The sequence below is a fragment of the Ignatzschineria sp. 22MB058224 genome (genome assembly GCF_058188435.1).
Window position 1 is genome coordinate 1,977,141 of record NZ_CP187366.1, and the last position, 26,895, is coordinate 2,004,035.

The 26,895-nt window shown below is 39.4% G+C and carries 24 protein-coding genes; 20 read left to right on the top strand and 4 right to left on the bottom strand.

All coding sequences use genetic code 11. The features are described 5' to 3' along the window. Nucleotides 1-38: 38 nt before the first annotated feature. From ACPF7B_RS08680 to ACPF7B_RS08750, 15 genes are all read left to right on the top strand, one after another. Nucleotides 39-818, top strand: a complete 780-nt coding sequence (locus tag ACPF7B_RS08680) for a ParA family protein (protein ID WP_490505413.1) — start codon at nt 39-41, stop codon at nt 816-818. 35 nt (nt 819-853) lie between these two features. After that, nucleotides 854-1,696: a ParB/RepB/Spo0J family partition protein gene (locus ACPF7B_RS08685; RefSeq protein WP_490506520.1), complete on the top strand. Its 843-nt coding sequence runs from the start codon at nt 854-856 to the stop codon at nt 1,694-1,696. An 89-nt stretch (nt 1,697-1,785) separates the two neighbouring features. Continuing rightward, complete coding sequence (locus ACPF7B_RS08690; protein ID WP_490505414.1) at nt 1,786-2,154, top strand: ATP synthase subunit I; 369 nt, start codon at nt 1,786-1,788, stop codon at nt 2,152-2,154. Continuing rightward, nucleotides 2,147-2,968 carry a F0F1 ATP synthase subunit A gene (gene atpB, locus ACPF7B_RS08695; RefSeq protein ID WP_490505415.1) on the top strand — a complete coding sequence of 274 codons (822 nt, stop codon included), beginning with the start codon at nt 2,147-2,149 and terminating at the stop codon, nt 2,966-2,968. Before ACPF7B_RS08690 ends, atpB begins: the two co-directional genes overlap by 8 nt. 78 nt (nt 2,969-3,046) lie before the next feature. Continuing rightward, nucleotides 3,047-3,280 carry a F0F1 ATP synthase subunit C gene (gene atpE, locus ACPF7B_RS08700; RefSeq protein ID WP_026878830.1) on the top strand — a complete coding sequence of 78 codons (234 nt, stop codon included), beginning with the start codon at nt 3,047-3,049 and terminating at the stop codon, nt 3,278-3,280. 68 nt (nt 3,281-3,348) lie between these two features. After that, nucleotides 3,349-3,819 carry a F0F1 ATP synthase subunit B gene (locus ACPF7B_RS08705; RefSeq protein WP_490505416.1) on the top strand — a complete coding sequence of 157 codons (471 nt, stop codon included), beginning with the start codon at nt 3,349-3,351 and terminating at the stop codon, nt 3,817-3,819. Between the two features lie 59 nt (nt 3,820-3,878). Beyond that, nucleotides 3,879-4,427 carry a F0F1 ATP synthase subunit delta gene (locus ACPF7B_RS08710; RefSeq protein WP_490505417.1) on the top strand — a complete coding sequence of 183 codons (549 nt, stop codon included), beginning with the start codon at nt 3,879-3,881 and terminating at the stop codon, nt 4,425-4,427. 31 nt (nt 4,428-4,458) lie between these two features. Further along, complete coding sequence (atpA, locus tag ACPF7B_RS08715) at nt 4,459-6,009, top strand: F0F1 ATP synthase subunit alpha (RefSeq protein ID WP_490505418.1); 1,551 nt, start codon at nt 4,459-4,461, stop codon at nt 6,007-6,009. A 46-nt stretch (nt 6,010-6,055) separates the two neighbouring features. Beyond that, entirely contained in the window at nt 6,056-6,952 is an 897-nt protein-coding gene (atpG, locus tag ACPF7B_RS08720) for a F0F1 ATP synthase subunit gamma (RefSeq protein WP_490505419.1), read from the top strand. Nucleotides 6,953-6,996: 44 nt separating this feature from the next. Beyond that, nucleotides 6,997-8,385, top strand: a complete 1,389-nt coding sequence (atpD, locus tag ACPF7B_RS08725; RefSeq protein WP_490505420.1) for a F0F1 ATP synthase subunit beta — start codon at nt 6,997-6,999, stop codon at nt 8,383-8,385. 12 nt (nt 8,386-8,397) lie between these two features. Then, on the top strand, nt 8,398-8,814 hold the full coding sequence (locus tag ACPF7B_RS08730) for a F0F1 ATP synthase subunit epsilon (protein ID WP_490505421.1): 417 nt from the start codon (nt 8,398-8,400) through the stop codon (nt 8,812-8,814). A 60-nt stretch (nt 8,815-8,874) separates the two neighbouring features. Continuing rightward, nucleotides 8,875-10,941, top strand: coding sequence for a polyphosphate kinase 1 (ppk1, locus tag ACPF7B_RS08735; RefSeq protein WP_490505422.1), 2,067 nt, complete (start codon nt 8,875-8,877; stop codon nt 10,939-10,941). Between the two features lie 11 nt (nt 10,942-10,952). Beyond that, nucleotides 10,953-12,764: an SLC13 family permease gene (locus ACPF7B_RS08740; RefSeq protein ID WP_490505423.1), complete on the top strand. Its 1,812-nt coding sequence runs from the start codon at nt 10,953-10,955 to the stop codon at nt 12,762-12,764. A 24-nt stretch (nt 12,765-12,788) separates the two neighbouring features. Continuing rightward, nucleotides 12,789-13,985 carry an amino acid aminotransferase gene (locus ACPF7B_RS08745; RefSeq protein ID WP_490505424.1) on the top strand — a complete coding sequence of 399 codons (1,197 nt, stop codon included), beginning with the start codon at nt 12,789-12,791 and terminating at the stop codon, nt 13,983-13,985. Between the two features lie 206 nt (nt 13,986-14,191). After that, complete coding sequence (locus ACPF7B_RS08750) at nt 14,192-15,175, top strand: biotin--[acetyl-CoA-carboxylase] ligase (RefSeq protein ID WP_490505425.1); 984 nt, start codon at nt 14,192-14,194, stop codon at nt 15,173-15,175. A 101-nt stretch (nt 15,176-15,276) separates the two neighbouring features. On the opposite strand, the gene ACPF7B_RS08755 is transcribed toward ACPF7B_RS08750, so the two are convergent. From ACPF7B_RS08755 to ACPF7B_RS08765, 3 genes are all read right to left on the bottom strand, one after another. Further along, nucleotides 15,277-17,862, bottom strand: coding sequence for a peptidoglycan-binding protein (locus ACPF7B_RS08755; protein ID WP_490505426.1), 2,586 nt, complete (start codon nt 17,860-17,862; stop codon nt 15,277-15,279). A 3-nt stretch (nt 17,863-17,865) separates the two neighbouring features. After that, complete coding sequence (mnmG, locus tag ACPF7B_RS08760) at nt 17,866-19,782, bottom strand: tRNA uridine-5-carboxymethylaminomethyl(34) synthesis enzyme MnmG (RefSeq protein WP_490505427.1); 1,917 nt, start codon at nt 19,780-19,782, stop codon at nt 17,866-17,868. A 174-nt stretch (nt 19,783-19,956) separates the two neighbouring features. Then, nucleotides 19,957-20,541 carry an invasion associated locus B family protein gene (locus ACPF7B_RS08765; RefSeq protein ID WP_490505428.1) on the bottom strand — a complete coding sequence of 195 codons (585 nt, stop codon included), beginning with the start codon at nt 20,539-20,541 and terminating at the stop codon, nt 19,957-19,959. 178 nt (nt 20,542-20,719) lie between these two features. On the opposite strand from ACPF7B_RS08765, the gene gmk reads away from it, so the two are divergent. From gmk to ACPF7B_RS08780, 3 genes are all read left to right on the top strand, one after another. Then, complete coding sequence (gmk, locus tag ACPF7B_RS08770) at nt 20,720-21,343, top strand: guanylate kinase (protein WP_490506521.1); 624 nt, start codon at nt 20,720-20,722, stop codon at nt 21,341-21,343. 149 nt (nt 21,344-21,492) lie between these two features. Beyond that, the gene (gene rpoZ / locus ACPF7B_RS08775; RefSeq protein ID WP_490505429.1) at nt 21,493-21,723 is read left to right on the top strand and encodes a DNA-directed RNA polymerase subunit omega; all 231 of its coding nucleotides are present in this window, start codon (nt 21,493-21,495) and stop codon (nt 21,721-21,723) included. Between the two features lie 162 nt (nt 21,724-21,885). Then, nucleotides 21,886-24,066, top strand: a complete 2,181-nt coding sequence (locus tag ACPF7B_RS08780) for a RelA/SpoT family protein (RefSeq protein ID WP_490505430.1) — start codon at nt 21,886-21,888, stop codon at nt 24,064-24,066. A gap of 82 nt (nt 24,067-24,148) precedes the next feature. On the opposite strand, the gene ACPF7B_RS08785 is transcribed toward ACPF7B_RS08780, so the two are convergent. Then, nucleotides 24,149-24,910 carry an RsiV family protein gene (locus ACPF7B_RS08785; RefSeq protein ID WP_490505431.1) on the bottom strand — a complete coding sequence of 254 codons (762 nt, stop codon included), beginning with the start codon at nt 24,908-24,910 and terminating at the stop codon, nt 24,149-24,151. A gap of 215 nt (nt 24,911-25,125) precedes the next feature. On the opposite strand from ACPF7B_RS08785, the gene ACPF7B_RS08790 reads away from it, so the two are divergent. Both ACPF7B_RS08790 and ACPF7B_RS08795 read left to right on the top strand, forming a co-directional pair. Next, nucleotides 25,126-26,325, top strand: a complete 1,200-nt coding sequence (locus ACPF7B_RS08790; protein WP_490505432.1) for a JmjC domain-containing protein — start codon at nt 25,126-25,128, stop codon at nt 26,323-26,325. Next, a complete protein-coding gene (locus tag ACPF7B_RS08795) occupies nt 26,318-26,851 on the top strand; it encodes a DUF192 domain-containing protein (protein ID WP_490505433.1) in 534 nt (177 codons plus the stop codon). Before ACPF7B_RS08790 ends, ACPF7B_RS08795 begins: the two co-directional genes overlap by 8 nt. Nucleotides 26,852-26,895: the final 44 nt, after the last annotated feature.

Below are 26,895 nucleotides of genomic sequence, written 5' to 3' on the forward strand. Positions count from 1 at the left end.
ATACTTTTTATTCTAAATTCAAAAAGGTAGGGACCGCATTGGCAACAGTTATTGCAGTAGCAAATCAGAAAGGTGGCGTCGGGAAAACAACAACCGCAGTCAATCTTGCATCAAGTTTAACTGAGGGCAAGATGCGCCCAAATGTCTTGCTAATTGATCTAGATCCTCAGGGAAATGCAACGACTGGGATAGGCGTTGATAAAAATAGCCTTGAGTTTGGCATCGTCGATCTCCTTCTAGGAGAAGCAACCTTAGCAGATGTCATTATGGATTTAGAAAAGGCTGGGCTGCGTTTAATCGGAGCTAATGGTGATTTAACCGGTTCAGAAGTGCTTTTGACGCAAGATAGTGATAAGGGTGTATATACGCTTAAAAAAGCACTTGAGCCAGTACAGGGGAACTTTGACTATATAATTCTAGATTGTGCTCCATCTCTGAATATGTTGACGCTCAATGCACTTGCTGCCGCTACCGATATCATTATCCCCGTTCAATGTGAATACTATGCGCTGGAGGGAATATCGGCGTTAATGGATACAATTTCCACAGTAAAAGCGAGTGCAAATTCCCATCTTAATATTATGGGAGTTGTTCGAACAATGTATGATGGTCGAAATACTTTGGCTGTGCAGGTTTCAGAAAACTTAGAAGCACATTTTGGCGATAAAATGTTTGAAACAATTATTCCAAGAAATGTTCGTTTGGCAGAGGCACCAAGTTATGGTGTTCCAATTACAGTTTATGATGGTAAATCGAAGGGAGCTGAAGCATATATTGAATTGGCTCGTGAGGTGGTTTCTCGTAGCAAAAAGAGGTAGTTGTGAAGAAAAGAGGATTAGGTCGTGGCTTAGAGATGCTCTTAAGTCAAACAGGTGCGGACGTTGCAAATGATGCGGTAAAGCTAGAGAAAGAGAGTGTAAAAGAGATTTCGATTGAGAAATTGGCACCGGGAAAATATCAGCCACGTCGTTTTTTTGATCAGTCAGCGCTCGAAACATTAGCAACTTCAATTAAGTCGCAAGGTGTTATTCAGCCGATTATCGTTCGAGAAGTCGCGGGGCAAAAAGAGTTTGAGATTCTTGCCGGTGAACGTCGTTGGAGGGCTTCTCAGCTTGCAGGTCTTAAAAAAGTGCCAGTGATCTTTAAAGTTATGAGTGATCAGGAAGCACTTGCAGTTGCGTTGATTGAGAATATTCAACGAGAAAATCTCAATCCTGTTGAAACGGCAGTCGCTTTAAAACGATTGATTGAGGAGTTCGAATTAACGCACCAGGAAGCGGGTGATGTGATTGGTCGTTCGCGTTCTTCGATTACAAATACTTTACGTCTTTTGGAACTTGACACAGTTGTGCAAGATTTTCTAGTGGAAGGTAAGCTAGATATGGGGCATGCAAGAGCATTGCTGACGCTGAGTAAATCGAATCAAGTAAAGGCGGCGCATATCGTTGTTGAAAAGTCGTTTACTGTTCGTGAAACTGAAGAGCTGGTGAAAGCATTATCATCGAAAAATGTGGTAGAAAAAAAGCAAGTTTCAAAAAAAGATCAAGATACGCTCTCATTAGAACGAGAGCTTAGTGAGTTTTTAGGTGCGGCTACGGAAATCAAAGCTAAAAAAAGAGGGAAAGGTGAGGTCATCATTCGTTACAATTCTTTAGATGAATTAGACGGTATTTTATTGAAGTTGAAAAAGTCGTAGGAGAATCCTACAAAATGGCTACGAATAGAAGTTGACCTGAAGAGTGATGGCGACTATAATCTTGGCATGAATTTAAAGGCAATGATCGAATGATTCCTAGAATTGTAGTTGCACAGTTCACTATTTTATTAATAATCAGTGTGTTGGCGTGGTTTTGGTATGATGGTACGACAGCTATATCGCTATTTGCTGCCGGTGTGTCAATTTTGATACCAAACCTGTTTATGGCGGCGAATATGGCATTTGTTCGGCTACATAAGGTTTTCTTTTGGATCGGTGTTTTTTTGAATAAATTTATTATTTTGATGCTCTTTTTGGTCAGTATCATGATAATTAAAGAACCGAATTTGTTCGCGTTCTTAATTGGGATTATAGTCGTATCACAAGTTCCCCTTGGATATGTGTTAATATCTTCGCTTCGAAGAGATAAAGAAATTAATAGAGAGAACTATGGCTAGTGAATTAACAAATGCAGCGTATATTGGGCACCATCTCGTTAACTTAAATCAGAGGGGCACACCACAAGAAGCCCATGAGTTTGTTAACTTTGGTCTTATTAATCTTGATACGGTATTTTGGTCAGTTCTCTGTGGGATAATCGTTGTCCTCTTCTTGTTTGCAGCGTCGCGCAAAGCGACGTCAGGTGTTCCTGGTCGATTTCAAGCGTTTGTTGAAATTTTGGTGGAGTTTGCAGAGAAACAATCACGCACACTTGTTAATGGTCCTCAAGGCTTCATAGCTCCGCTAGGTTTGACTGTATTTCTTTGGATTGTGGTCATGAACTCCCTCGATTTCCTTCCAATCGACTTAGCTGACAAAATTTTAGATGTGTTTGGGCTTAAAGAGTCTATCCCTTATCATAAAATTCTTCCAACTGCTGATGTGAGTGCAACATTAGGTATGTCTTGTGCGGTTCTTGCAGTTGTGATTTTTTACTCAATTAAAGCAAAAGGAATGGGCTTCGTAAAAGAACTCTTTTGCGCTCCATTTGGTATTTGGTTAGCACCGGCTAACTTTGTTTTAAATCTTGTTGAATTTATTTCGAAAGCTTTCTCATTAGGTATGCGACTTTTCGGTAATATGTTTGCCGGTGAGCTTATCTTTATGTTGATTGCGCTTTTGGGTGCAACAGGCACGCTTTGGGGAATGGGGCTACATATATTTGCTGGTGCAGCATGGGCAATTTTCCATATCCTTATTGTTGTATTACAAGCTTATATTTTCATGACGCTGACACTTGTTTATCTTGGCCAAGCGCATGAATCTCATTAAAGAATCAATCGAAAGATTGTGTTTTGTTATTATTTTATTGTTAACGTTAGTATTTTCTTATAGTTAAGGAGTTATATTATGGGTTTAGTTGCAATTGCTTGCGGTATTATCGTTGGTCTTGGTGCAATTGGTGCGGCAATCGGAATCTCTATGTTGGGTTCTAAATACATTGAAGCATCTGCAAGACAACCAGAGATCATGGATTCTCTTTTACCAAAAGTATTCATTCTTGTAGGTCTTATTGATGCGGCTTTCTTAATCGGTGTTGGTATCGCAGTATTCTTCGGTATGACTGTATTCGCAGGTGCGTAATTACATTACACTTAAGCTTAAGTGGTAAAGACATTTGTTATACAGGCATATAAAGGATAGGTAGTAAAATGAATATTAACGCAACCTTGATTGCCCAGTTTATCGTCTTTTTCATTTTGGTTTTGGTGGTTATGAAGTTTATCTGGCCACCTTTAATCAAAGCTATTGAAGAGAGACGTGCGAAAATTGCTGAAGGTTTAGCAGCTGCTGAAGAGAGCGTAGCCGCTCAAGCAACAGCTGAAGCGGAAGTCGATGAGTTACTTAAAAAAGCTCATGTAGAAGCCGCAAACCTTGTTGGTAGAGCACAACAACAAGCAGATAGTTTGATTGCAAAGTCAAAAGAAGATAGCAGAGAAGTTGGGCAAAGAGAGATTGAAGCAGCGCACAATAAAATCGAAGCAGAGTTTAATCAAGCTAAAGAAAGTTTGAGACAACAAGTAGTCGCTTTGAGTATCCAAGGTGCGAGCAAAATCATTGAGAAAGAAGTTGACGAGAAAACTCATGCTAAGATGTTAGAAGAGTTAGCAAATCAGCTCTAGTCGCCTGCTCTTCTATTTGAAGAGCATTTTGATAACTAATAAACGATGTAAAAGTAAATATGTCAGAATTAGCAACAGTAGCAAGACCTTACGCAGAAGCCGTAATGATGATTGCCAAAGAAGATGCGAAAAGCGAAGATCGTTGGGCGCAGTTTCTTTGCTCATTAAAAGACTTGATGAGTGAAACGGTAACACAAGAAGTTATGGACTTACCTGAGTTAGGGGTCGAAAAGAAAAAAGCATTCTTAGGTGACTTATCAGCTAAGATTATGAATCGTGACCTCACCAAAGAAGAGAATGGTTTTTTACTAGCGATTAGTGAAAACAAGCGCTATGAGATTTTGCCTTCTGTTTATGACGAATACAGAGCGCGTTTATTGGCTAAGCGAAACATTCTTGAGGTAGAAATGCAAAGTGCATATCCCTTAACGGATGCGCAAAGAGAGATGTTTGTTAAAGCACTTCAAAAACGTTTTAATAAAGAGATCGAATTAACAGTAACCATTTCGCCTTCCTTATTAGGTGGTGCTATTTTACAAATAGATGATTTAGTCATTGATGGTTCAATTTTAGGCCGTTTAGATGGCATGATCCGATCAATGAATTAAGTTTAATGAATATAAGAGGAAGATTTAAAAGATGCAATTAAATCCATCTGAGATCAGTGATCTCATTAAATCCAAGATTGAAGAATTTGAACTCAAACCTGAAGAGAGAACGGAAGGTACGGTTGTTAGTTTAACTGATGGGATTGCTCGTGTTCACGGAATCGACTCTGTGATGCAAGGTGAAATGGTTGAGCTTCCACACGGTGTACGTGGCCTTGCGCTAAATCTTGAAAGAGATTCAGTAGGGGTTGTGCTTCTTGGTGATTACGAAAAAATTACAGAAGGCGACAAAGTAAGATGTACGGGTCGCATTCTTGAAACCCCAATTGGTCCAGAGTTACTTGGCCGTGTAGTTGATGGTCTTGGTAATCCTATTGATGGCAAAGGGGAGCTAGGTACAAAGCTTACCGCACCGATCGAGCAAATCGCGCCAGGTGTTATTGACCGTCAATCGGTTGATCAACCAATGCAAACAGGTTATATCGCGATTGACTCAATGGTTCCAGTTGGGCGTGGTCAACGTGAGTTAATCATTGGTGACCGTCAAACAGGTAAAACTGCAATTGCAATTGATACAATTATTAACCAAAAAAATAGTGGTATTAAGTGTATTTATGTGGCGATTGGTCAGAAAAACTCAACAATTGCTAATATTGTTGCAAAACTTGAAGAGCATGGTGCGATGGATCATACGATCGTTGTTGCAGCAGGTGCTTCTGATTCAGCGGCAATGCAATATTTATCAGCGTATACAGGTTGTACGATGGGTGAGTATTTCCGTGACCGGGGTGAAGACGCGTTAATCATTTATGATGACTTATCAAAACAAGCAGTGGCATATCGTCAAATTTCACTCCTGCTTCGTCGTCCTCCAGGTCGTGAAGCATATCCTGGGGATGTTTTCTATCTTCATTCACGTCTTCTTGAGCGTGCAGCTCGTGTAAACGCAGATTATGTTGAGAAGTTTACAAATGGTGAAGTGAAAGGTAAGACTGGTTCATTGACAGCATTACCCATTATCGAAACACAAGGTGGAGACGTTTCGGCGTTTGTACCAACTAACGTTATTTCGATTACTGATGGACAGATTTTCTTAGAGTCTGGTCTCTTCAATTCTGGTGTACGTCCTGCAATGAATGCTGGTATTTCAGTATCTCGTGTTGGTGGTGCGGCTCAGACAAAACTAATTAGTAAATTAGGTGGTGGTGTTCGCTTAGCACTTGCTCAATACCGTGAGCTTGCAGCGTTCTCACAATTTGCATCAGACCTTGATGAAGTAACTCGTCGTCAGTTGGCTCGTGGTCAGCGCGTTATGGAGCTTATGAAGCAAGCGCAATATCGTCCATATAGCATTGCAGAGATGGCACTTATCCTCTATGCAATTGAATATAAATATGTAGATGATTTGCCAATCGAAGAAGTTCGACCATTTGCGCATGGTTTAGTTGTTTCAGCAAACGCAACAGACCAAGATCTCTTAAAAGACATCAACAGTAAAGGCGCTTACAATGACGAAGTTCTTGCAGCACTTGATAAAGTTGTAAGTCAATTTAAGAAAGGTGAAAGCTGGAAAACAGCATAACGGCTGTTTTCGAGTTGGTGTCAAATAGCAATTAGGTAGGAATTTCATGGCTGTTGGAAAAGAAATACGTAGTAAGATTAAAAGTATTAGTAATACTCAAAAAATTACTAGTGCGATGGAGATGGTTGCAGCAAGTAAAATGCGTGCTACGCAGATTCGCCGCAATAAATCTTTGCCATATGCTCAGCAAATCATTAAGCTCGCTGCGCATCTTGGTGAAGCAACACCTGAAGAGTTCAAACATCAATATTTGATTCCACGTGACACAAAACGTGTAGGAATTATCGTCGTTAGCTCAGATCGTGGCTTAGCAGGTGGCTTGAATAATAACTTATTTAAAGTCGTTGCTAATAAAATGAAAGAGTGGCATGAGCAAGGCATTGAGGTTGAGATTGCAACGATTGGGAATAAAGCAAATGCTTTCTTCTCACGTTTTGGTGGAAATCTTGTAGCATCGGTAAATAATTTAGGTGATACCCCCGCGTCTAAGGATCTAATTGGCGTCACAACCACAATGCTAGATCTTTTCCAAGATGGAAAAATTGATGAACTCCATGTTTTTGCTAACGAGTTTGTGAATACGATGACGCAAAAGCCGTCAGCGATCCAAGTGTTACCAGTAATCCCTGGGGCATTGCAAGATCGTTTGGGCTTTGAAAGCCTTGCGAGTAATTCAAGCTTAGCATGGGATTATGTCTATGATTCTGCGCCAGTAGAGCTTATGAATATTGTGTTAGATCGTTATATTGAATATGTTATTTATCAAGCAGTTGTTGAAAACGTTGCCTGTGAAATGGCTGCGCGAATGATAGCAATGAAGGCCGCAAGTGATAATGCTAGCGACTTGATTGATGAATTACAATTGGTATACAACAAAGCTCGTCAAGCAGCAATTACTCAGGAAATTACTGAGATTGTCAGTGGTGCAGCAGCAATCAATTAGTACGACGTTAACAAAAATTTGGGTTAAAGAGGTTTAGATAGAGTATGTCAGGAAAAATTGTACAGGTAATTGGTGCAGTTGTTGACGTGGAATTCCCACGTGACGCCGTACCAAGTATATATAGTGCACTGAAAGTCGTTGGCTCTAAAGACGATCTAGTCTTAGAAGTTCAACAACAATTAGGTGATGGAATTGTAAGAACAATCGCAATGGGAAGTTCTGATGGTTTACAACGTGGATTAGAGGTAGAGGATACACATAGCCCTATTTCTGTACCCGTTGGAGCAGGTACATTAGGTCGTATCATGGACGTTCTCGGGCGCCCAGTTGATTATGCTGGTCCTGTTGAAGCATCTGAGCATTGGGCGATTCATCGTAAGGCGCCAAGCTACGAAGACCAAGCAGGTTCAACAGAAGTTTTAGAAACAGGTATCAAAGTTATTGACTTACTCTGTCCGTTTGCAAAAGGTGGTAAAGTTGGTCTTTTCGGTGGTGCTGGTGTTGGTAAAACTGTCAATATGATGGAATTAATCAACAATATTGCTAAAGCGCATGAAGGTCTTTCAGTGTTTGCTGGTGTTGGTGAGCGTACTCGTGAAGGAAATGACTTCTATTACGAGATGAAAGATTCTAATGTACTTGATAAAGTTGCGATGGTGTATGGTCAGATGAATGAGCCACCTGGAAACCGTCTACGTGTAGCACTTTCAGGCCTTACAATGGCCGAGTACTTCCGTGATGAAGGTCGCGATGTACTTCTCTTTATCGATAATATCTATCGTTATACACTAGCAGGTACTGAAGTTTCAGCCCTTTTAGGTCGTATGCCTTCTGCGGTAGGTTACCAGCCAACACTGGCTGAAGAGATGGGTGTACTTCAAGAGCGTATTACCTCAACGAAAAAAGGTTCGATCACATCAGTACAAGCAGTATACGTACCCGCGGATGACTTAACTGACCCATCTCCGGCAACAACGTTTGCTCACTTAGATGCAACAATCGTTCTTTCTCGTGATATTGCTTCTTTAGGTATCTATCCTGCTGTTGACCCACTTGACTCAACATCACGTCAGCTTGATCCATTAGTTATTGGGCAAGAGCATTACGATGTAGCGCGTGGTGTACAGATGATTCTTCAGCGTTATCAAGAATTGAAAGATATCATTGCAATTCTTGGTATGGATGAGTTATCAGAAGATGATAAATTAACAGTATCTCGTGCACGTAAAATTCAACGTTTCTTATCGCAACCATTCCATGTTGCGGAAGTATTCACAGGTGCGCCAGGTAAATATGTTTCTTTGCAAGATACAATCACAAGCTTTAAAGCGATTTTAGCAGGTGAAGGTGATCATATTCCTGAGCAAATGTTCTATATGACAGGAAACTTTAACGAAGTTCTTGATCGTTACGCGAAAGAGAATAAGAAGTAATAAGGGGATAATATGAAAACTATCAATGTCACTGTTGTAAGTGCTGAGAAAGAGCTTTATGCCGGTGTTGCGACATTTTTTGCCGCAACAGCAGTTACAGGTGAGATAGGTGTTTATCCTGGTCACGTTCCGACTTTAGCGCAATTAAAGGCAGGTCAAGTTCGTCTAACACTAGAAGATGGTAAAGAGGAGATTATTTGGATTTCAGGCGGTCTGCTTGAAATTCAACCTCAAGAAATCATTGTGTTAGCGGACAGTGCTGAAAGGGCGAAGGATTTAGATGCCGTCGCTGTTGAAAAAGCTCGGGCTGAAGCTAAAGCTGTTCTTGAGTCAGGTGCTAAATCTGACTTGGATATCGAAAAAGCTCTGATTGAGCTGTCGTTAGCAAAATCTCAGCTAGATGCGGTTAACAGATTAAAAAGTTTTTAATAATTACTGAAAAGCCCGTCAGGTTGACGGGCTTTTTTTTCACTTGAGAGGGTAAAACCAATGGATGATTTACCATTCATTAATCGAGAAAAATCGATCTTGGCATTTCAAGAACGAGTTTTGAAACAAGCTGAAAATATTGAAACACCGCTTTTAGAACGACTCAATTTTATTACTATTGTCTCATCAAATCTTGATGAGTTTTTTGAGGTTCGGTTTGCGAATATCAAAGAACGTATTTTTGCTGGGGAAACTCATGTTGATGGGGATTCTGTTTTAGATTGGCAAGAGTCGATTAATCAACGAGTATCAGCTTTAGTACATGAGCAGTATAAAGTCTTTTCTCATGGAATTTTGCCGCTTCTTGAAAAAGAAGCAAATGTGAAATTTGTTAAGCGTAAAGAGTGGGATGATGAAGATCGTAATCAGTTGGATAATTACTTTCATGAGTCTATTAACCCGCTTTTGACACCTATTGCACTTGATGTTGCCCATCCTTTTCCTCATATTTACAATAAATCTTTAAATTACATTATAGAGTTGGAGGGAAAAGATACCTATGGTCGTGAAGTGGATACGGCAATGTTATCCCTTCCTAAAAATCTTCCGTCCCTTATCCTTTTAAAAAATAAGGGTACTGGTATACGTTTTACCTCTATTTGTGAAGTGATTCGAGATCAACTTACAACGATTTTTAATGGTTTTACTATTAAAGCTGCGTATCAATTTCGTGTCACTCGCAATAGCCATCTTTTTATAGATAAAGAGGAGCTTACTAATTTACACCAAGCATTGAAAGGCGAGCTACACCAGCGCAACTTTGGGCATGCGGTACGTCTTGAGATTAGCAAGCAGATGCCAAAACGGATCGAAAACTTTCTTGCAAAAGAGTTTGAGCTTCAAGATTCAGAAATTTATCCGATTCATCATTTTATCGATTTGACCCGTTTTAGAGAATTACGAACTTTTCTAAAAGGGCATACCGAACTTTTTTATCCTGAATTTCAACCCAAATATGCGGATAAATGGAAAGAAAAAGAGGATATTTTTGAAATAATTCGTACTAAAGAGCAGTTGTTTCATCATCCCTATGATAGTTTTGCACCAACTGTGCAGCTGTTAGAGGTAGCAGCAAAAGATCCTCAGGTTCAAATGATTCGTATGACCATTTATCGTACGGGTAATGATTCTCAATTAATGCAGCATTTAGTTACGGCTGCCAAAAATGGGAAAGAGGTGAATGTTGTCTGTGAGTTAATGGCGCGCTTTGATGAGGAAACGAATCTTGCCTGGGCTTCGATTTTAGAAGAAGCTGGTGCAAAAGTAGTGTACGGGATTTTTGGTTACAAAACGCATGCTAAAATGTTGCTAATTGTACGTCATGAGCCAACAGATGAGAATCCAGATCATCTTGAATATTATACGCATGTAAGTACGGGGAATTATCATACCGGAACGGCTAAGGTTTATACCGATTTTGCTCTGATGACGAGTGATCGTGACATTGCGCAAGATATCACGAATATTTTTGTGAATTTAGGGAGTTTAGGACGGCCGTCTACATTTCGTCGGTTATGGCAGTCACCTTTCACACTTTATGAAAACTTAATTTCTTATATTGATTTTGAAATTGAAGAGGCAAAAGCGGGGAGAGATGCTTATATTATTGCGCGAATGAATGCTCTTCTTGAAAAGAGTTTAATTGAAAAGCTTTATGAAGCCTCTAACGCGGGTGTGAAAATTGATCTGCTAGTGCGTGGCGCATGTTCATTACGGCCAGGATTAAAAGGATTTTCAGAAAATATTCGAGTAATTTCAATTGTTGGCCGTTTTTTGGAGCATTCGAGGGTATTTTGCTTTTGTCATGGTGGTGAACAACCACTTTTTATTTCAAGCGCCGATTGGATGCATCGTAACTTTTTCCGCCGAATTGAAATTGCTGTGCCCATTGTAAATGAAGCAATTAAAGCACATATTCTTCGAGAGGGACTACTCTCCTATTTTGATGATTATACGGCATGGATCTTAGATGGTGAAACAGGTGAATATTATCAACGTCCATTTACAAGTGAAGAACGAGCGACTATGCTTTCTACACAGGAAAAATTATTATTATCACGTGAGTAGATGAGGCCACAATGTTTACATTGTTTTCTGAACCACTAATTAACGGTATCACCAACGTACAACTTTATGCGTTGGTGATTTTGCTATGTAGTTTTATCGCTTTTATGATGGGACGTTGGCGTTTTGATGTTGTTGCTTTAGGGGCGCTATTAGCCCTTGTTCTTGTGGGCGTGATCCCGATAAATAATGCATTTTCTGGCTTTAGTCATCGTGCGGTAATTACCGTTGCATCCGTCCTTGTATTGAGTAATGCATTAGGTAATACGGGTGTTACCTATCATTTATCACAGCATTTAAGTCGTTTTTCAGATCGACCAGCACTATTAGTGTTAACGCTGACTGGTTTGGTCGCATTCTTTTCCGCATTTATGAATGATGTCGGAGCATTAGCACTTATTATGCCGGTTGCGATTCAAGTGTCGCAGCGCTATAAAATTCCAACATCCCGACTTTTAATGCCGATGGCATTTGCGTCCTTGCTTGGTGGAACCGTAACCTTAATTGGAACACCTCCGAATATGATTATCGCGCAATACCGGGAAACCGCTGATTCAACTGTTGGTGCTTTTACGATGTTCGATTTTTTACCAACAGGAATAGTCGTAGTCGTTGTAGGGCTACTTTATATCTCATTTATCGGATGGCGCTTAATTCCTGTACGGGGTGCGGATCGCCATGAACGACTTTTTGAAACAGATGATTATCTACTTGAAGCGACAATTACGCCTAATAACAAATTTATCGGTAAAACTATTCGTGATCTTGAAAAAGTGACGGAAGATCATGTTGAAGTGGTTACATTATTGCGAGGAGCCCGTCGTCTCTTATCGCCAAGTAAGGAAGAGAGTTTACGGGTAAATGATATTTTATTAATCGAAGGTCAACCAGAAGATCTGAAACAACTTGAGCTCTTAACGGGCGTTGATATCGATTTTTCAAAAGAGAATAAAGAGAAGCATGGTACAGATAGTATTGAAGTGCTTGAAGTGATTGTCAATCCTGGTGCGCGTATCACAAATGCTACAATTTCAGAGCTTTATTTAAAAGAGCAGTACAACATTAATATCTTAGGGATATCTCGACAAGGAGAGCGTATTCGACAGCGTTTTTCACGTTTAACACTAAAAGCTGGGGATATACTTCTTATTCAAGGATATAAGCGTGAATTACCGGAGATGATGAGTTATCTTGGTTGTCTGCCTTTAGCAGAGCGTAATATTCGTCTTAAGCCCTCTTCTAAAATGCTCCCGACAGCGGGGATTTTTGTGTTATCGATTTTAGCTGTTGCTTTTCAAATTTTACCGCCTCATATTGCCTTTCCGTTGGCGATTTTTCTCTTGATTATATTTAAATTAATTACTCTAAGAGAGGTTTATCAGAGTATTGATGGACCGCTAGTGGTACTTTTGGGGTGTTTTATTACGGTTGGTGCGGCTCTTGAATCAACTGGCGCAACAAATATTATTGTTTCATCCATTGTTCCGCTTTTAGAAGGACTTCCTGCTATGTTAGTATTGTCCTTAGTCATGTTAATTACAATGTTGGTAACGGATGTGATTAATAGTTCGGCAACAGCGGTGATTATGGCACCTATTGCAGTTGGAATCGCTAATATGATGGGTCATAGTATTGATCCATATCTAATGATTATTGCAATTGCATGCTCTTGTGCTTTTAATACGCCGATTGGTCATCATTCTAATACATTAGTGATGGGACCTGGCGGATATCAATTTGGGGATTATTGGCGAATGGGTTTACTGCTTGATCTATTGTTAATTATTACGGTAGTTCCTGCGGTTATGTACGTTTGGCCATTATAGTGAGTGAAGAGAGGAAAAGAAGCAATGAAATTATTTAATGAAGTCCCTTTAGCAGCTGATGATGCAATTCTGGGAGTCGTTGAGGCATATAAGAAAGATCCACGCGAAAAAAAAGTAAATTTAAGTATTGGTATCTATTCAGACCATGAAGGAAAAGTACCAGTTTTGAAAGCTGTACAAGAAGCTGAAAAATATCTTTTTGAACATCCAGAGCCGAAAGTATATTTGCCCATGAGTGGGCTTGGAAGTTATGTGGATTGTGTGCAAAAGTTGCTTTTTACGGAAGATCATTCACTTTATCAAGATAAACGTTTGGCAACGGTTCAATCGCTGGGTGGGACGGGCGCTCTAAAAGTCGGTGGTGACTTTTTATCTACCATTGTTCCAGATAGTACAGTGTATGTCTCTTCACCAACTTGGAATAATCACATCGCAATCTTTGAAGGCGCGGGTTTTAAAGTAGAGAGTTATCCTTACTTTGATCCTGAGACTAAAGGTGTTGCTTTTGATAATTTTTATCAATTTGTTTGTCAATTACCGATGAAATCAATTGTTGTTTTACATGCATGTTGTCATAACCCAACGGGCGCAGATTTAACGACAGAGCAGTGGCAAAAACTTGCACAAGTATTTAAAGAACGCGATCTAATTCCATTCTTAGATATGGCTTACCAAGGTTTTTCTAAGGGTATTCGCGAAGATGCTGAAGCGATTCATATTTTTGCTGAACAGAATATTCCGGTTTTTATTGCGACCTCATTTTCAAAATCATTCTCTCTTTATAGTGAACGCATTGGCGCGCTAACAGTGATTACTTCTAGCCAAGAAGAGCAGGAGCGTATCACATCACAGTTAAAAACAATGGTGCGGGCAATATACTCTTCACCTCCTGCCTATGGTGCGCAATTAGTTCATTATGTTTTGGCAAATCCCATATTAAGAACTTCTTGGGAAAAAGAACTAGCTGAAATGCGTGATCGTATTAAATCAATGCGCGCAAAATTTGTAGCACTTCTCAATAGTAAACAAGATAAAGTTGATTTTAGTTTTATTAATGCGCAAGCAGGGATGTTTTCTTACTCAGGACTTAGCTCAGATCAAGTTGAGAAAATGAAAAAAGATTATGCTATCTATACAGTTAACTCTGGCCGAATTTGTATTGCTGCATTGAACGATCAGAATATTGAGCTTGCGGCGGAAGCTGTTGTTAATGTATTATAATCTTATTTCATAGTGAATAATTTGTGGGGAAGTTGGCATGTCTGAAAGTGTATTTATTTACAAATTACCACTCTATATTATCGGTTTACTCTGCTTAACAGGCTGGGTTCTGCTTTTTGGAGTAATTTTCTTTAGCTAATTTAAAGAATTTTTAATGGAAAGAGTGCTTTATAATCGAAGCACTCTTTTTTATTGGGATATTAAAAATGACAAAAATGATGTTGATAGAGCGCTTGTTCAAGCTGGTTTCTCAGAAAGGGGAGTATTGTTTATCAGATCTCGCCTTAAACTTGCAGCTTGATGAGTCACAGCTTGAGACCGTCGTTATTTCGCTTGCATCATTGAGTGATTTTTATGAGTATAATCCAAGACGACAAAGCTTGATAACATTGATAAGCTATATACCTTTAGCTCAAGACTCCATTATTGCTTCTATCCCTTCTTTTATCGCTAATAAGATGCGTATTGCGACACTTTTTTCCACAGAATCGACGAATCTAGAATTAATAGGTAAAAAAGATTCGGTGTTTGATATTGATGTTGTTGTCGCTGAAATGCAGAAGAAAGGTCGTGGACGACGTGAAAAAACATGGGTTTCACCATTGGCAAAAAATCTTTATTTCTCATTAAAATGTCGATTTTCTCTAGACATTGCAGAGCAGCTAAATTCATTAAGTTTATATGTTGGTTTTGTTTTACTGCAGGCACTTAAAGCGCAAGGAGTGTGTGAGGCGAAGCTTAAATGGCCTAATGATGTCTGGGTCAATGGTCAGAAAATTGCAGGTATTTTGATAGAGAGCCAAGTCCGTGCAGGGATGATTGAGGTAGTGATAGGAATCGGTGTGAATAATCATCACGATCAGGGTCTTCAATTATTAGATAATCATCCAACTTGTTGCGAAGCAGTTTTGGGTAAGCCTATTGATCGCAATCAATTAGTTGCCAGTTTAGTGGAATCTATTTATCAATTATCGCAAGCGTATTTGAACAGATTACGATTACCAGATTTAGTTAGGGAATGGCCAAAATATAGCTGTTTTTATGGTAAAAAAATTCAACTTATTGCTGAAAATAAAACGTTATATGGAAAAGAGGTGGGTATTGATTATTCTGGGGCGCTCTTAATTGAGACGAGTAATGGGCAAGTTCAGCGTATCTATTCTGGTGAATACTCTTTAAGAGCTCGATAAGCGATGTAGTTCCCCTAATAATCGGCTTTCTAAGAAATATAAAAAAGCTCAACATTAATAATAATTAAGGTTGAGCTTTTGTACAGTACTATTGTGATAATTTATTTACAGTTCATCGAGAGAACGCGTCCATTTCGATAGAGAACTCGGCAGCTAGATCCATTTCGTTTACCACTGCACCAGTCAGCAGCCATCGTAATATTTTTTACCTTGCAGCCAACTACTGCCCCTGAATTATTTTTCATAATCTGTAATGTACCATTTACCGTGCTTGAGGGTGCATTAGATAGGATTTTTTCTTGCTGTAAGCCTTTTTGTAAACGTGGCGCGGTACCTGTTTTGCGTGTTGTTGCCGAGCTTGTAGAGGATGATTGTGAACCATTTCGGGTAAGTTTCTGTTCTAAGGCTGTTTTTAAGTCCATTAAAATGGTAGCCGTTACAATATCTGAAGCAGGTTTTTTTTGTGTCTTTAAGAATGCATTTAATTGTTTCTTGGAATTTTTACCAAAAATCCCATCTGGTTTTATTGGGTACCCCAATTTTTGTAGGTAGGCTTGCGCTTGTTTAGGTGCAGCTTTCTTAAAAGATTGTAGAAGGTTATTATCAATCTGATTACCTTTACTTAATCCTTGTTGTGAACGATATGTGCTAATTGCTTTTTCTGTCGCAGGCCCCATTTTTCCATCGGCTTTGCCATTAAGAACGCCAAAACCAATGAGGAATGCTTGCGTCTCCTTGATACTCTCTTCAGCTTCACGAAGCTTAATAACTTTTTCGTAGTACTCTTTTGAAAATTTAGTATCTTGCTCTTCATCAATCAGGATGAGATATGCAGGAATATCGAGTGATTCATTGACTTTATAGCCATAGCGGTTTTTTAAAATTCCAATAGCGCGGCGAGTCTTAGGACCTAAAGTTCCAGTAGGATCATCTTTCATATACTCGGTGCGTTTGAGATAACGTTGGAACTTATTGATATTTTCAATATCCAATTTTTCTTGAGTCTTCTTATCTAATTTTCCTGTTTGTGGAAGATTAAAAGCTTTTTGGAAGGCTTTTACAGCATTGGTGGTGGATGGGCCGGTTAAGCCATCAACAGTGCCAGATAAGAAACCTAGATAGGCTAATTGTAGCTGAGAAAGTGCAATATCTTCTTTACTTTTGGTATGAGAAAGGTCAAATTTTTTCACAGAAGAACGGTAAACCTCCTCATTCTTATTGCTATCAGCTTTGAGTTCTTGATCTTCTTCTGCAGAAACTGGCGAAGTTCCATCGTCAGTGACATCTTCAGGAGAGTCCGTAGGAATTTCCTCGCTATCTACCATTGGTTCATTGAGGTCAGTATTGAAAAGTGTAAGGAGTAATGCCGGTGTTAATTGTCCTACTTCTTCGGTATTGACAGATTTTTCATAGGCTTTGATTGCATTACGGGTGCCGGAACCGGTAATCCCATCAATTTCTCCTTCATATAATCCATCTTGTTTTAGGCGATATTGGACTAGACGATACATTATTTGGCGTAGAGGCGTTTGCCAACGAGGTAGAATCTCACCTGTTTCTTTTTGATTGAGAGCTTTTTCAAATGCACGAATTGCAGAGCGGGTTGCCGGGCCGTTGGCACCATCAAGTGGTCCCTCATAGAGATCTAAAAGGCTCAAGGCAACTTGTGCAAAAAAGATATCAGAGCGCTTAGCTTTAATTAAAATTTGATCGACTTCGGCGCGTGATAACTCAAATGGTCGTAGAGGTTCTTCAAGTTCCACGATACTTTTGAGGGCTATTCGGCCTTCGGGATCGTTCTCAATATCTTCAGCTTCTTCAAGGTTAGAGACGCTTACGGGGGGATTATCTTTTGCTAAAATAGAAAGGGCTCCCTGAGTTGCTGGTGCAAAAGGGAGAGTAATATCATTAGTGTTGTTGTCTACTTGGGGAGCTTCGGTGTCGGAACTAGCCGAATGTTGATCACTGTTGGGTACCTGTACTGTATTGGAGGTTATTGTCGTCATTGTAGTTGAAGAGCGATCTTTTGCGGCGGGTTCTTGAATGGAAGTTGTCTTTTCATTCTTAGGAGCTTCTTCAAGTGCAGATTTTTCTATTACTGTTGAGGTTTCCCGAGATGTTGTTTTGGCATTCTCAGGCAGGAAACGAGGGTTGAATAGATGAAATAAGACAATAGGAGCTAAAGTTCCTGTTTCCTGTAAATTTACACTTTTTTCATAAGCCCGAATCGCATTGCGGGTTGCAGTGCCATTACGGCCATCAATTGTTCCATTATAAAATCCGAGAAGTTGTAGTTGTCTTTGAACTGCCTTTCTGACTTCTGTTTCTAAAGGGCTCTCCCATTGAGGATGCGGAATACCATCAGCTTTCTGTCCAAGAGATTCCTGATACTTGCCAATAGCGATACGCGTATCTGAACCTGCCATACCATCAATTTTCATGGACGATGGATAATAACCCGCAATCCGTAACCACGTTTGGTTGGTAAGTGCTTTTGCAGAGCGAGGATTTTTTGTTAGTGCATCAATGTCTGCAGGCGATAAATCAAAATAAAGAGTAAATTCTTTAGATGTACTCAAAGCTTGCGGCTCCCTATTATTTGGGTTAGCCATAAGATTATTGGCAGAGATCAGTGATAGGGCGAGTATCGATGATAGTGCTATTTTGAGTAGTGATTTTCGCATCATGAATTAATCCTTTGTCTGTCTGTTTCTAAGAGGAAGTTTTCCTTTACGCAGATGAACCAGTATGAGTGAGATTGCCGCAGGTGTAACCCCTTGAATACGAGATGCTTGTCCAAGTGTTTCTGGTTGTGCTTGATTTAAGCGCTCTTGAATTTCGATCGATAAGCCTTCGATTTGACTGTAATCGATATTGGCAGGGAGCGCGGCATTTTCAAATTTTTGATTTCGCTTAATATCTTCAATACTACGTTGGATATAGCCTTCGTATTTCGTATGAATCTCAATTTTTTGAAGAACTTCTGATGAAAATTCTGTTAAATCAGGTCCTTGTGTATCATTTAATTCTATCAGTGTATCAAGATGTATTTCTGGGCGTTTTAGCAGATTGATTGCTCTGATATTTTGTTTAAGATCAATATTGTGCTCTTGTTGCACCTTTTGTCCTGCTGGGGAGTCAGCTCGAATCATCCAATCTTTAAATTGCTGTTCTGCTTTAGCGATCGACTCTTGTTTTTCGAGGAATTTTTCCCAACGATAATCATCTACTAATCCAAGCTCTCTGCCAATGGGAGTCAGACGTTCATCTGCATTATCTTCCCGTAAAATAAGACGATGTTCCGCACGTGATGTAAACATACGATAAGGTTCACGTACCCCAAGATTGATGAGATCATCAACCATTACTCCAATATAGGCTTCATGACGCTTGGGATACCATGCATCTTGCTCTAGGTAACGTCGAGCGGCATTTACTCCTGCTAGAAGCCCTTGTGCAGCGGCTTCTTCGTAGCCAGTTGTACCATTAATTTGCCCTGCAAAGTAGAGGTTTTCAATTGCTTTTGTTTCTAAAGTGAATTTAAGATCGCGAGGATCATAAAAATCATACTCAATAGCATATCCTGGGCGCGTGATATGAGCATTTTCAAGTCCTGGGATTGAACGGACAAGTTTTACTTGAATGTCGAAAGGAAGACTTGTGGAGATTCCGTTCGGATAATATTCGTGTGTTTCTAATCCTTCTGGCTCCAGAAAAACATGATGCTGATCTTTATCAGCAAATTTCATAATTTTATCTTCAACGGATGGACAATAACGCGGGCCTAACCCTTCAATTTTTTTATTATCGGCATACATTGGCGAACGATCGAGGCCGCTGCGAATAATGTCATGCGTTTGTTCATTGGTATATGTCGTCCAACAAGAGACTTGACGAGGATGCTGTTCACGTGATCCAAGATATGAAAACACCGGAGTTGGCGTATCGCCGGGTTGTTCTGTCATATTACTAAAATCGATACTTTTACCATCAATTCGTGGAGGTGTTCCTGTTTTGAGACGTCCTTTATGAAGTTGTAACTCTGCTAACTGATGGGCAAGTGTTATCGATGCGCTATCTCCCATGCGACCGCCACTATAATTTTCCATACCAATATGGATAAGGCCAGAAAGGAATGTTCCTGCGGTGAGAATGACAGTTTCTCCATGAAATCGAATACCTGTTTGTGTTACAACGCCGCAAACTTTATCACCTTTAAGAATTAAATCATCAGCCGCTTGTTGGAAAAGATAGAGATTGGGTTGGTTATCTAAAATTTTCCGCATCGCTGACTTATAGAGCGTTCTATCTGCCTGTGCACGTGTTGAACGAACGGCAGGGCCTTTAGATGCGTTTAAAATGCGAAATTGTATGCCCGCAAGATCAGTCACATGAGCCATAGCACCACCAAGCGCATCAATTTCTTTGACAATTTGCCCTTTGCCGATGCCACCAATCGCAGGGTTACAGCTCAGCTGGCCCAGAGTTTCAATATTATGTGTTAATAGAAGTGTTGGCACGCCTAATCGCGCTGCTGCAAGTGCCGCTTCCGTACCAGCGTGACCGCCACCGATCACAATTACGCCAAAATGTTGTGGATAGTCCATAGATAAATAGTGATGACTTATATTTCAATATATTAAATAGAGAAAGGCGGAAAATCTACGACTAAAATCGTAGGTTGGCCTTTAAGAAAAGAAAAATAGATAGATAATTATAATCTAAAAAAGGGATCGAACCAATGGCGATCCCTTCTGAAATAGTGCTATTTCTGTAAGTTTTTATTTTGCGGTTGCCTGTTTTGTTAAATCATCAAGTGCCGCAGTAAAACCTTTCATTGAAACATCAATTTTTACATTATTTGGATCCGGTCCTAAGAAGTCATGAGTATAGCTTACATTGAGTTTGTTAGAGCCTTTAAGTGTATTTAATACCTTTTCATCAACAATCGGTAAGCCTGTGATACAGCCATCAGGCAAGCAACGCTCAAAGCTTAAACCAGTAACTTTTGATCCGTCAATTTCGAGTTGTTTTCCATCAATTTTGAGTTCAAGACCGGGGATTAATAGTGCGCCAGGGAGGGCACTGAAAATTAATGTTGGGTTTTCACCAAGATAGACAACCGATGCTCGAAGAGCTTTGATTTTTTGCTTTTGTGTTTCATCTTCAGGATTCGTTAATTCGATATCTCCTGTTGTAGACATTAAGCAATTTTCAAAAGTTCCTTCAGGAGATTCATCTTGCAGGCATTCAACTTTCCAGTCGCCATGTTGTTTAAGATAAATAACTTCAGTCTGTCCTTGAGCTGATGCAATGCCGCCTAATAGTGCAACAATGCTTGCGCTTAATAATAAATTTTTCAACATAATTGAGTTTTACTCCAAATAATTAGGAACTAACTTGATATTAAATTGTGCTTTTAGCAAATTGAATAACATTACTAACGCTTTATTATATACTAGTTCAATAATCCTTCAAGAAAAGCCTCTATCTGAAAAATAAATAGAGAAGAGAGAAAGAATGCAAAGCACAAATAAATCAAATGTGGGGAAAGGTCTGCTATATGTTGTTTCAGCCCCCTCTGGTGGTGGTAAAACAACGTTAATTAATGCTTTAATGGCACAAGATTCGCGGATTACTCGTGCTGTCACTCATACCACACGAGCGCCAAGAGACGGTGAGGAAAATGGTATTCATTACCATTTTGTTGATGTGTCTGAATTTGAAAAGCTTATCGGTGAAGGGGCCTTTTTAGAATATGCTGAGGTCTTTGGTAATTTCTACGGTACATCCCTAAAAGAGGTGGAGAAGCATACGACCACGGGAAAGGATGTGGTACTTGTGATTGATTGGCAAGGCGCCGCATCCGTAAAAAAACTTATGCCGGAAGCAGAATTAATTTTTATTCTACCACCATCTATTGAAGCGCTTGCGAAACGTTTGAATGATCGCCAGCAAGACTCTGCTGAGGTTGTTGCAAAAAGGATGCAAGATGCGGTGAATCAAATGCAGCATTATGATAAATTTGATTATGTTGTAATTAATGATCAATTTGAGATCGCTTTAAAAGATATGGCACAGATCTTCGCAGTCAATCGTTTAAGGACATCTTATCAAAAGATGCAGAACCAACAGCTGCTCGTTGATCTGTTAGAAGAAAAAAGATAAAAAGCTCGGTATTTAAAGGTATAATGATCCACTGTCTGAAAAGTCATGATTCTCGAGATATCATACTTTTTATTTATAACGTTATTTGATAATAAAACTATTGTAGGCACCTTTTTGTGTCCTCTATGTTTCGAATTTTAGGAGTTAACATGGCACGTGTAACCGTTCAAGATTGTTTAGAAAAAGTAGATAACCGTTTTCAATTAGTCACGATTGCTGCAAAGCGTGCAAGACAATTGGAAAGGGGAGTAGAGCCGACAGTTGCAAGAACTAGTCGTGCATCAAAACCAACAGTGATAGCGCTTCGTGAAATCGCGAAAGGTGGTATTACGATTGATGAGATTAAGGCAAAAGATCAAGAGTACAACGTTGAGTTTTAATTTTTAACGATTGTGTTTATTAGGGTTGGTAAATAAATGCTTTAGAAAGAATATTTTAAATATAAGTTCATTTTCTTTAGATGATGTTGTCGACAAATAAAGGTATTATTCTTCATTGAAAGTATGCAGGGTAATTTTGAGGATGAAATCTGAGGAGCGAAAATGGAAAACATTCAACTTCCTCCTAATCTCCTTCCATGGCGTAAAGAATTTGAGATAAAAGTCGATCGTTTAGTGCGAATTATTCGACGCTATCTCACGCCAGAAGAGGTAGATGAGGTAAAACGAGCGTGTGTTTATGGTGCTTTTGCGCATCAGGAACAATTTCGCTCATCGGGCGAGCCTTATATTTTTCATCCTTTAGCTGTTGCACTTATTTTAAGTGAAGTACAAATTGATAAAGCATCTTTAGTGGGTGCTATTTTGCATGATGTAATTGAAGATACCGAAATTGGTTACGATGAAATCGCCACTGAGTTTGGTGATGAAGTTGCAAAAATTGTTGATGGTGTCACAAAGCTTACTCAGATTAAATTTCGCTCGAAAGAAGAAGCCAAAGCTGAAAACTTCCGCAAAATGATTCTTGCAATGACGAAAGATCTTCGCATTATCATGGTGAAGTTAGCAGATAGATTGCACAATATGCGGACACTAGGGTCGTTGCCAGCTTATAAAAAACGTCGTATTGCCTATGAGACGCTAGAAGTATATGCCCCGATTGCTGCTCGTCTAGGGATGTATGTTTTACAGGTTTATTTGGAGAATCTCTGTTTCGAAAATATCTATCCGATGCGTTATGCTGTTTTAGCAAAAGCAATTGAAGAAAAGTATGAAAATGAGAATCAAAACCTCACTAAAATTAAGGATACGATCTACGAACGACTTGTGCGCAGCAATATTTTATCCCGTATTTCAACACGTAAAAAGCACCTGTGGAGTATCTATAACAAGCTTAAAGTCAAAGGTAAAATTGAACTCGTTTATGATATTTTTGCGATTCGTGTAATTGTCTCTACCGTAGATGAATGTTATCGGGTTCTAGGAATGGTGCATCAACTTTATAAACCGATCATTGGTGGATTTAAAGATTATATTGCAATTCCCAAAGGAAATGGTTATCAGAGCCTTCACACTATCGTTTTCGGGCGTAATGGTTTGCCGGTAGAGGTTCAAATCCGAACGCGTGATATGCATGTGATAGCGGAAGCGGGAGCAGCAGCGCATTGGCGTTATAAAGATGCATATGAAGGGCAAGGTCACAATCAAATGCGAACGAATAAGTGGCTTGATTCTGTGACAGAACTCCAAGATAGTGGTGTCTCTTCTGAAGAGTTTATGGAAGCGATGAAGGCAAATCTTTTTCCAAAAGAAATTTATCTCTTTACGCCCAAAGGGCGTATTATTGAGCTCCCAAAAGGCTCAACGGGAATCGATTTCGCTTATGCCGTCCATACTGAGGTCGGGAATCACTGCCAAAAAATATTAGTAGACGGGCAAGAAGTTCCATTATCGCAATCTCTGCATAACGGTCAAACAGTAGAGATTATTACCGATCAAAATGCACATCCAACAGCTAAATGGCTTGATTATGTTGTTAGTGCACGAGCGCGTACGAGTATTTTGAGTTATCTTTCGAGGCTATCAGATAAGGAAGCTTATACTGCTGGGGAAGTACTACTTTTTGAAGAACTTGAAGCAAAAGGGGTTGTCCTTGATGACTTTACTCAAGAGGAACGAGATCTTTTACTTGAAGAGGTTGAGCTTGGAACAAAAGAAGAGTTATTAATGGCGATTGGCCGCGGGAAATATCCTGTCCATTATATCCTTAATCGATTCTTGGTGAAGCAAGGTTTGGCGGCAGAACTCCATGAAACATCGGAACTTGATGATGACGGATTGGAAGTATCAAATGACATTATCATTGGTGCTGAAAAGATGAAAACAACACTAGGACGTTGTTGTTATCCGCTACCGGGAGAATCGATTATTGGTTATCTTAGTCAACGTCATGGTATGGTTATTCATCAGGTTGATTGTGCAAATGTGGAAAACTATAAAAAGCAGACAGATCGCTGGATCCCTCTGGCTTGGAGCAAAAAAGCACAGGGTGATTTTCCAGTACAGCTAACTCTGCTTGCAAAAAATCGACGTGGAGCGATTGCTTCTGTGAGTGCAAAAGTGACAGAGATGAATCTCGATTTTGGTGAGTTTACCTCAGAACCTATTAGTGAGGAGCTTGTAAAAATTCGCTTTGTGGTTGATGTTAGTGATCGAAAACATTTAGCGGATATAATGCGTGAGCTACGACTATTGCCTCTTGTTGAACGAGTCTCTCGAAGATAGTTGCTAATATATGTTGGATTAGAATCTTAAAAGCACTATTGGACGCGTCGATAGTGCTTTTTGGTAAGTATTGAGATATTAGCTATTTCTGCCAATGACGTAAAATTGGCAGGAATGTATCTTTAATAATTCCTTGTAGCTCGTCGATATTCACAGTGATTTCGATGGGGCCTAGAGCATAAGGACCAATTTCATATTGATTGTAGAGAAAGGTTATGCCGTTTGAGGTTGGGGTAAAGTTTTGTGTAGAGAAAAACTCCCAAGATCCATCATCAAAATGGTCATCAATATTGATATCATATTCAGAAAATACTGTTCGAAGTGCTTCATATTGGAGGGATGCAAGGGTATTTTTTGCTTCTTCGTCGACTAGTAAATCTTCAAGCAGAATTATACTTTTGGTTTCTGTATCCAATAGATAGAACGTCAGTTGTTCATTGCCGTGTGCTGCACCTTTAAAGTAGGTTTCATTGCGTTCTAACAGCGCAATATAATTTTTATAGCGGCCTTGAGGTATAATATTTTGGCCAAGAAATTGTGTTTCGATCGTATTGAAATCAGGGTCGAATTCAATCATTGATTGCACAACTTCTTTCAAGTAAATATCGATTTGTGCTTTGATGTCATTTTGGGGATTGAAGTTTTTATCGCCAATTAAATTTTTCACAATAAATTCATTCACCCAATTGCTATTGGCAAATATCGGTAATGAGACCTCAATTGTAGAACATTCCAGCTCTTCTCTTGGATCTGTAAGGCAGGCGCTCTCTTCATATTTTAAGATTTCTTGAGCCAGGGAGATGCTTAGAAAACTAAGAAGAAAAATAGGGATTGTTTTTTTCATTGCCGATCCTAAATTTTGGTGTTAAAAACTGTTGGCACTATAGCAGATCGGAGCAATTCGGAGAATAGCGTGTCGATAATTTGAATAGAGAGTTTTGCGTCTTCTTAATTTGAAAGAATAATCTTGAGAGATATTTTTTGATGAATTAAGTTGGTACTCTTATGTATATCTCAGGTATTATGAGGTTATTATTCGCTTTTTAAAATGATGAAATCATGACAAACAAAACTCCATTAAAATTTCTTGGCGGTCTTACCGCATATGAGTTCTTAACTGAATATTGGCAGAAAAAGCCTCTCTTTATTAAGAATGCGTTTGCAAATTTTGAAGATCCTCTTACTGCTGATGAAATTGCTGGGTTGGCATTTGAACCCTTCATCCCGTCGCGTTTTATTTTTGAAGAGGGGGGTGAGCACCCTTGGCAGCTAAAAATGGGGCCAGCAAGTGAGGATGATTTTGAAAATTTATCTGATAAAAAGTGGATGCTCGTGGTGAATGATGTCGAGAAAAATCTTCCAGAATTAAAAGAGATGGTTGAGCCATTTGAGTTTATTGCTAATTGGCGTTTAGATGATTTACAAGTCAGTCTTGGAGATGATGGCGGTAATGTTGGAGCACATTGGGATGATTACGATGTTTTTTTAATCCAAGGTCAAGGGAAAAAACGCTGGCAGATTAGTTACGCTCCTGTATCTGAAGATGACTTTTTAGATGGCGTGGATATTCGCTTAATTGAGCATTTTAAACCAGATGAGGAATGGATTGTAGAACCAGGTGATATGCTTTATCTCCCTCCTCGTATTGGTCATTATGGTGTCAACATTGGCCGAAGTGTTACCTGGTCTGTTGGTTTTAGAGCGCCAAAACATCGTGAAATGTTGCGAGATTTTATGGAGATGAAATTTGAAAAAATTATGGAAGATGCTCGTTACAGTGACCCTGAAATAGAGGCTTCAGATAACTACGGCATATTGAGTGAAGATGCTATTGATCGTGTTGTGAATGTTATTCAGGAATCGCTTAAAACCGATCGTGAAGAGATTGCTAGGTGGTTTGGAGCTTTTATTACGGAACCTAAAATGTTTCAGGTGCCAGAGCCGATAGAAGAAGAGTTTTCAACAGATAGTATTTTAGAGTTTTTGGATGATGGCGGTTATTTAGAAGTCCATCCGGGGCTTACGTTGATCTATCGAATCGCAGTTGGTGAAGTAATTCTTTTTGCAAGTGGAAAGAGTTATTCTTTACCTAAATCAGAACTTAACTTTGTACGTATGATTGTAGAGAGTGATGAACTTAGTTATGAAGATCTTGAAGAGTTCTTAGATTCAGATATTGCACAGCAATTATTAGTACGATTAATTAAAGATGGCATTTTATTAATGGATGATGAGGGAGAAGATGATTTTGGTGAGTAATTCTCTAAAAAGATGGCTGATGATGTTGGGTATAAGCATCATTGTTGTATTTAACTTTGTGAAAGCTCAGTTGAGGGATACGCAAGAGTTACAAAATATCCAGCAGGCTAGGGAGGGGATTGTCAAACCAGCATTTGGTTTTTCACCAAGCTCTGGTTTACGAGAGGGAGAGATGCGCATTCATGATCAACCAATTATTGTAGAGCTAGCGCTTGATTCAGCTTCGCAAGCGCGGGGTCTGATGTTTCGGGAATCGATGCCGGAAGATCGTGGAATGCTCTTTATGTTTCCAAGAACTCAGTCACTCTCGTTCTGGATGAAAAATACTTTAATTCCGCTTGACATTATCTATATTGCAGAAAATGGTGATGTTGTTGATATCGCTAGTGCAGTCCCTTGTAAAACAGAGAACTGTCCAACATATCCAGCAAAAGCACCCGGAAAATATGTACTTGAGCTCAATGCGGGTGAGGCTCAAAAACGAGGATTAAATGTGGGTGACAATCTCATTTGGAAATGGAATTAAGCTTGGTGTTTTATAAGAAACGTACTATAATGCCGACAGTAAAT